Source organism: Persicitalea sp., from assembly GCF_041751555.1.
Classification (GTDB): Bacteria; Bacteroidota; Bacteroidia; order Cytophagales; family Spirosomataceae; genus Persicitalea.
Genome location: NZ_JBGSXF010000535.1, coordinates 1 through 7,009 on the forward strand (window position 1 = coordinate 1; position 7,009 = coordinate 7,009).

Here is a 7,009-nt window from a genome sequence, read left to right on the forward strand (position 1 = left end):
GCGCACCTTCGATGGTGGTGAAATCTGGGACATCATGCAGGTACGCGACGCCGATTCGCTGGACTTCCGGGGCATTCACGGCTTCGACCGCGAAACGGCGGTGGCCATGAGCGCGGGCGTAGCCGAGCAGGGCAAGGCCCGCATTTACCGCACCGAAGACGGCGGTGACTCCTGGCAGTTGGCGTACCAAACTACCCAGCCGGGTGTGTTTCTCGACGGGATTTCTTTTTGGAATAAAAAAGAAGGCATCTGCTTCGGCGATCCGGTGGACGGGTACTTTTTCATCCTTACTACCGACGATGGGGGCCGCAGCTGGCAAGAACTACCCCTCGAAAAACGCCCCGTGGCGCAGGAAAAAGAAGCCGCCTTCGCCGCCAGTAACCGCTCGCTGCTGACCGTCGGCAAGCACCATGCGTTCATCGGTACCGGCGGTGGCAAAATGGCGCGAATACTGCGCTCAGATGACAACGGCAGGAGCTGGCAAGCGTCGGAAACGCCACTTCCCGCCGGGCCGACCAGCGGTGTTTTTGGCTTGCAATTTTGGTCCAACAAACACGGCATCGCCGTGGGCGGCGACTACGCCGATGTCGCCAAAGATACGCCCAACGTGCTACTAACCCGCGACGGCGGCGTTACCTGGCAACTCAGCGGCGGTATGCAGCCGCCGGGCTTGAAAGAAGCCGTCGGATTATTCCACTCGCAGTTTGTGGATTACGCGGGCGGACAACGCCCCACGAAGCACCGCTACCGTTTGGTGGCCGTCGGCGCATCGGGCAGCGGCTACTCGCGGGATTTTGGCAAAACCTGGGCGATGTTTTCCAAAGAACCTTTCCACGCCACAAGCTTCGCCGGATCAGCGGGCTACGCCGTTGGGGGAAGAGGTCTGGTAGGAAAATTCGACAAATTCCCTAAAAAGCGCCGAAACAGGTAGAGACGCGGCATGCCGCGTCTGGCGCGCGCCACCCCACCGCGTTCAGTTGCCATTGTAACAGAGTTGAAAATCAGCGCCCCAAGACAGGCACCACGCTAAAACCTGCTTTCCGAAGTAGCGCGATGACGCCCTCCTCACCGCCCAAATGTGCCGCCCCCACAGCCACGAAAGTGGGCTTCTCGCCTACTTGCTTCTCAATAAGCGGAATCCAGCGCCTGTTGCGGTCGGTGAGGAGGACTTCCTGCTGATTTTCCAACTCGAAAACGCTTTCCAGCGTCATATTATACAGTCCGGCAATATCCTGCTTTTTATACACCTCGATCATCTTGCCAAATTCCGCACGTGCCTGGGGCAGACTGTCCATGAGCGTGACCAGCATCTTGGCCTGGTCGGCGTAGGGAATGGAATCGAAAACGGCCATTTGCTCCTCGACCGTTTCCAGGCCGATGACCTCCGACTTCTGCTTTTGGGCCAAGCCCATCAACGACATCTCATACGATTGCGGCTGACAGGCCAGTACGCGACTGAGCAGAACGCTCATCAGCATGAAGGGCTTGGCCCGCTCAAATGGCGCGATGCTCATGCCCACCGAATCTTTGAAGTACTTGTTAAGACGGTCGTAGTCATTGGCGTCCAACATATCTTTCAACTGCTTACCTTCCTGCATAGCCATCCCTTTCATCATGGCCATCATCATGCCCGGATCATCCATGTCTATTTCCAGGGTCAGTTGCTCGGTTTGCTTTAAGCAGCCTTTCAGCGTATCGGTTAGCACAAAGTCGCTGGGACAAATGAGGTGGATGGTACCGTAGAGGTAGGAGGGCTGTGTGAGGTTTTTGCCCTCGATTTTCCAAAGTAAAGAAGCTTCGGTGGGGGCTTGGGCGCGGACTGTGCTGAATAGTAAGCTTAGCAGCAGGGCGGAGAATATTTTGGTGCGGATGGGAGGCATTATACTTGATTGTACTGGTTCGTTTTTCAAAAACGTTATCAGGCTTAAAACCATTTCTTTTTTACAAAAAAAGTCCCCGAACAGGAATCCGGAGACTTTAAAACTAGACGCTGAAATCTTTTACTTTCCCTTCGAAAATACCATCACCACCAACTTTTTATCGTGATAGATGTAGAGTTTTTCCTCCGTCCGACCATAGGTTACCTTGTCGCGTAACGGCGACAATGCGTTTCTGCTCCACTCAGAGGATTCATATACTTCCGTGGTGTAGGTAGAAAAGATGCTCAAGTCTCCCAGACCACAGGAATCGGTCTTTGGGTAGCTGCCGCCGACTGAGTTGATGTACGTGTGACCTTCAAACTTGCCCGCTCCGTCCTTTTCACTAAATGTCAAAACCACGCCCCGGCTGTTCGGTTCAGGGTCAGGTTTGAGCGGTTCGCTGCCCGTTTTCCGGTAAGCGTCCAACCGCCATGTTCCCTCCAACGTAAAATTTGTGCCGCAATCGACCGGATACAGCATTGCGCTTTTCTTCTCGCACCTAATAAACGCTAAGAGCAAAAGAGACAAAAAAATTACGGGCAATCCTCTCATTATCAAATAGACACTATTAATTCTTCCCTGATCAAAACGCCACCCCCAACCTAATCAAAAAGCGATTATAATTCCGATTTTCCACGCGCACAGTCTGATCGGTAAAAGGCGGCTTATTGACCGTTACATCCTGGTGCTTGTAAGAGAATGCCAGTGTAAATGCCGCACCATCGGGCTTGCCAATACGCAGACCCAGGCCGGGATTGAGCATCAGGCCGCCTCTGGTATCGAAGCCTTCGGAATCGTCATGAAACCAGGTGAAGCCGTAACCCGCGTCGGCGCTGGCGTAGAGCCGGGCGGTCGATTTGCCCGTCAAGTCGTAGCGCAGTCCCGCGCCGATAGGGTTGACGAGGGCGGAGTTGTACCAGTCCATTCCGGTGATGACCCCTATGCCCAAACGTGGTGAGCATTGGATGCCGTTGAGCGTTTGCAGCGACAAGTTGGTGCGGTTCTGCACGATTTCCTGTCCTCTGCCGCCCTGTCCGGCGTAAGGGTCGGCCTTGACGCGTCCCAGCATGATGCCCACCTCTGTTTGGTTGAGATAATGCTTCTTAAAAGTCGCGTCCTGCGCCCAGGCCGGGAGCGTAGTTGCAAACAAGAATAATACAATTAGCTTTTTCATATCGCTGCCTTCCCCACCGGGATTTTGCTCAACTGACGCAGGTTTTTCGAGTCACTGGCGTCGAACTGATAGAAACCATCCTTACCAATCATCATCAGCGTTTTGCCCAGCGGAATCACGTCGTAAGCATCCATTTTCTTGAAGTGAGAAAGCAGGCGGCTATCCACGCTAAATGGGTCAGTGGCGTCGAATACTTTCAGGCCATGCTCACCCTCGCAGAGATAGAGCGTCGGGAAGTCGATGCCCAGGCCATGCGGGTTTTGCATCTGGTAGCTCTTGATGAGTTGCGGACGTCTAAGGTCGCGAATGTCTACCAGGTCGAGTTGGTTTTGCGCACCGCCGCAGAAAGTACCCGTACGAATAGTCACGTAAGCAATGTCGTTATGGACCACTACGGGATCGCAGGCGCGGCCATGCTGAAATATCGATAACCGCTCGGGCTTCGCCGGATTGCTGTTGTCGTAGATGTGCATTCCCGTGGTGGAGCCGATGAAAAGCTTGTCCTTATACGGGAAAATAGTCTCAATGCCCCAGCCCAGTTGCACGGTAGAGAAGAAGGCAGGTTTGGATGGTGTGGATACGTCGAAAAGGTTCAGTTCATTCTGGCCAACGGTGTACAAGTACTTGTCGTATAGCGCGAAACGCGCCATCGAGCCGCCCTGTCCGTCACCCCCTCCGCCGCCGCTGGTGGGGGCAGCGGAACTAACATTACTGCTCCGAAAGAAAGAGGCATCGGCCATTGCAAAGGCAGTATTCCAACCCCAACCCCAGTTGGGCGTCGGGTTGTCTTCGCAGTTGGTTTGGATGGTCTCGGTGAAAAACGTCACTTTCTGGGCGTTGATGGCCCGGATGTTTGGGTTGTACGTCCAAGTGCCGCCGTCGAACTGTCCGCTGCGGAACACCTCTTCCACGCGGTTGACCTCTTTGGGGTTCTTGGGGTCGGTGATGTCCAATGCAACCAGATCCGAGTAGCTGTCGGCGTAGAGAATGTTACCGCGCACGGCCATGTCGCCGTTGCCGGGAATTTTCACAAACGCCACCGAGCGCGGACTAGATGGGTCGCTGTTGTCGATGATATGCAAGCCTTCGGCTACCTCGTTGATGAACAGGTATTTGTCCCGCACGTAAATCTTACCGGGATGTTCAAGCGCGCGCGGCGCTTCGGTTTTCAAATCCTTGCGGACTTCGAGCAGGGAAATGGTCGTGGGCGTCATGCTCCGCCTGACGCGAGTTTCGGTGCAATTGTCGTTGCAGGACCACACGCTCAGGGCGATTATGGCAATGCTGGCGGTGCGTAGGGCTGTTTTCATGGTTGGTAGAGGTTTAGTGAAATGGTGATTTGTGTATTTGTTTAATCGTGGAATCGTGGAATTGTGTAATTGCTGTTTAGTTGTTTAGGCGGGGAACCTTACTTACGGGGTGACACTTTTCCTTTGTCGCTTTGTCGCTTTGTCGCTTTGTCGCTTCGAGAAAAAACAAAATCGTCCGAAAGCAGGGCTCTCGGACGATAACGCACCCCGAAAACGTCAGCGGTAGCTGACGCTTAGTCTTTGATATTTTTACGGATTCATGATCTTACCCATGAATAGAATCGTGTTGGACGTTTTTTCGCTGATGAGCAGTACAAAAGGATGATCGGCTATGTAGGGTTCGATCGGAATGGAGGTTACGCCTACACCAATCGTGGTCACGGCGGCAGCTTCGGTGCCTTTTTCGTCAATGCCCAGGTAAGTATTTTGCTTCACGAAACTGACCAGCAGTTCGGCGGTTGGGTTAATTTTGCCGAGTTGCGCCTGTCTGGTGAACGCACGAGTCATGCCCATGGCTTGCAGCACTTCATTCAATTTGGCCTCGTATTCGAGGGTAAAGCGCGGTAGCCCGACGGTCACCTGCTGTTCCCGCATAGCGGCTTGCAGTTCTTTCCAAGTGTCGGCGTTTAGTCCTTTGACTACCTCGCTCGCATCAGTATTCTGGTTGGGAATCAACAGCGTAAGGTTGAAACTACCGTTGGCGTAAGGTAATTCTACGGCGGCGTAGCTGGGACGCATCGCGACTTTGAACTTCTCCTTTTCACGCATCATTTTTACGGTCTTCTGTCCGTCTCCAGCCAAGAAAAAAGGTGCGTCATTGGTTTTTTTGGCGTCAAACTGTACTTTCCAGTCGCCCTTGAAATAGAGGGCGTTCATCAGGAAAAGTACATCGTCGGGCTTGATCTGGTCGATGACCTTCTTGATCTTACCATTGGTCTTGTCACTGGCCCAGGTATTGATCTTATCCTTAGCGGTCGGATCGTCAAAATTTAATCCCGCCACCTCAGCGTCGAATGATTTGCGAAGTACGTTCAGGAAATCATCCTCGACCTTGAAAGTACTACGGTACCAGACCGAATTGGCTAAGCCGAGCTGTACTTTGGGGTCAGCCTTGGGCAAACCTTCCAGTAATGCTTGATAGGCTTGGTTCAAATCGGCTTGCGCAACACCATCCGTTTTCAACGTTTTAGCGATTTGCTGCGCCGTTTCGCCCTCGGCCCCATTTAGTAGCATTCCCAGAGCCATGTGCAGACTCAGCGGCGAGACGAAGATATTCTCGTTCGCGGGCTGGGTGGCCTGAAATTTCTTGAAAAAATCAAAGGCAAAATCCGTCGTTCGGCCCGCTACGTCCGCCGACACCTGCACGGGCTGGCCCGGCTCCGGCGTCACGCCGTCGTTGCTATCCTTGCCGCATCGCCAGAGAAGGATGCTAAAAAGTAAAGCAGTAATTGGAACAAATATTTTTTTCATAGCTAATTCTTTTTGGTTAACGGTCAAAAGGTCAACGGGGCGCATCTTTCATTTTTGGAGGTTAAAGATCGCGTTTTCTAGATTGAAATTCCGTTGACCGTTTGACCCCGCATCTATACACCCAAGAGCCGCCTTACCCCGAGATGGTTGGAACCTCTCCCTAATTTTTTTCACTTTCTTCAAAAAACATACCGCACGCCCCATGACATGCCATACAACTGCGGACGAGAATCCAGAACACCGTCGCCTTTGAGGATAGAGGCAATGGCTTTTTGGTACGAACCCGTCAGGCTGGCGTTCCAGTGGTCGCCCAGGCGGTAATTGACCCGCACGCCCGTGGCCGCCGACCAGTTGAGGGATTTGTAAAGGCCGTCGTCGGCGGTATTGGCAAAGACGTAGCCCGCTTTATCTTTTATCTCGTTTTGCAAAAACAAATTAGCCACCACGCCGCCCAGTACCGTGTAGTTCAGCTTGCCGTTGGGATTGAGCGTGTAACCCGCCTGCACCGGAAGCTGTACGTAGCGGTAGTCATTACTGGTGCGCTGATCGAAGTCGATGTACGAGGCGGTGGATGCATCTAAATTTTGCGCAAATCCCGGGCCTTTGGAAGTATTGTAAAAGCTGAGAGAATTCGAATTAAGCGCGTCCTGTAAAACATTGGCACTCTCGCTGGTGACGGCATTCAGCACGTAGCCATCGCTCTCGAAGGTGGAGTTGCCCTGTAGATAACTCACGCCTGTTTCGACTGACCAGTGCTTCGACAACTGTTTGCCTGCCAGCGCCTGCACTGCGTAGGAAAGCCTTGACCGACTGGCGTTCCCTAGTGACTGGCGACCTGCATTGGCACTCGCAAAAGCCCTGGGTGCCGAAGTAACATTCATTTTTGGGTTGAAAGTAGCGGGCATCAGACCCAGCCCCGCCCAGAATTCCCGAACGCGTGAGTGCTTGGGTCGGGCGGCCTTCATTGCTTCCAAATCGTTACGTACGGCAGGCTTCCGCAAGTCAACGCCTAGTTTGGTCAGATCGTCCACGGGCGATAGGGCCGTGATGGACTGCGTTAGAGCCGGGGTGCGCAGCGGCTCTGTGGAACTACCCGTAATCACCCGCTCCAAATCGCTGGCCGAATCCGCGCCAGC

7 protein-coding genes are annotated in these 7,009 nt (G+C 53.4%); 1 reads left to right on the plus strand and 6 read right to left on the minus strand.

Translation table 11 applies throughout. The annotated features are described in order from the left end of the window. Positions 1-931: WD40/YVTN/BNR-like repeat-containing protein (locus tag ACEW8P_RS19065; protein ID WP_373514666.1), on the plus strand; the 931-nt coding region annotated here is incomplete at its 5' end. A 70-nt stretch (positions 932-1,001) separates the two neighbouring features. On the opposite strand, the gene ACEW8P_RS19070 is transcribed toward ACEW8P_RS19065, so the two are convergent. The 6 genes from ACEW8P_RS19070 to ACEW8P_RS19095 form a co-directional block, all read right to left on the minus strand. Beyond that, a complete protein-coding gene (locus ACEW8P_RS19070) occupies positions 1,002-1,880 on the minus strand; it encodes a TraB/GumN family protein (RefSeq protein WP_373514667.1) in 879 nt (292 codons plus the stop codon). Between the two features lie 120 nt (positions 1,881-2,000). Further along, complete coding sequence (locus tag ACEW8P_RS19075) at positions 2,001-2,399, minus strand: hypothetical protein (RefSeq protein WP_373514668.1); 399 nt, start codon at positions 2,397-2,399, stop codon at positions 2,001-2,003. A gap of 103 nt (positions 2,400-2,502) precedes the next feature. Continuing rightward, complete coding sequence (locus ACEW8P_RS19080; protein ID WP_373514669.1) at positions 2,503-3,093, minus strand: hypothetical protein; 591 nt, start codon at positions 3,091-3,093, stop codon at positions 2,503-2,505. Beyond that, on the minus strand, positions 3,090-4,403 hold the full coding sequence (locus ACEW8P_RS19085; RefSeq protein WP_373514670.1) for an LVIVD repeat-containing protein: 1,314 nt from the start codon (positions 4,401-4,403) through the stop codon (positions 3,090-3,092). The genes ACEW8P_RS19080 and ACEW8P_RS19085 overlap by 4 nt, the downstream gene beginning before the upstream one ends. Positions 4,404-4,652: 249 nt before the next feature. Next, a complete protein-coding gene (locus tag ACEW8P_RS19090; protein WP_373514671.1) occupies positions 4,653-5,873 on the minus strand; it encodes a serpin family protein in 1,221 nt (406 codons plus the stop codon). Between the two features lie 179 nt (positions 5,874-6,052). Continuing rightward, positions 6,053-7,009: outer membrane beta-barrel protein (locus ACEW8P_RS19095; protein WP_373514672.1), on the minus strand; the 957-nt coding region annotated here is incomplete at its 5' end.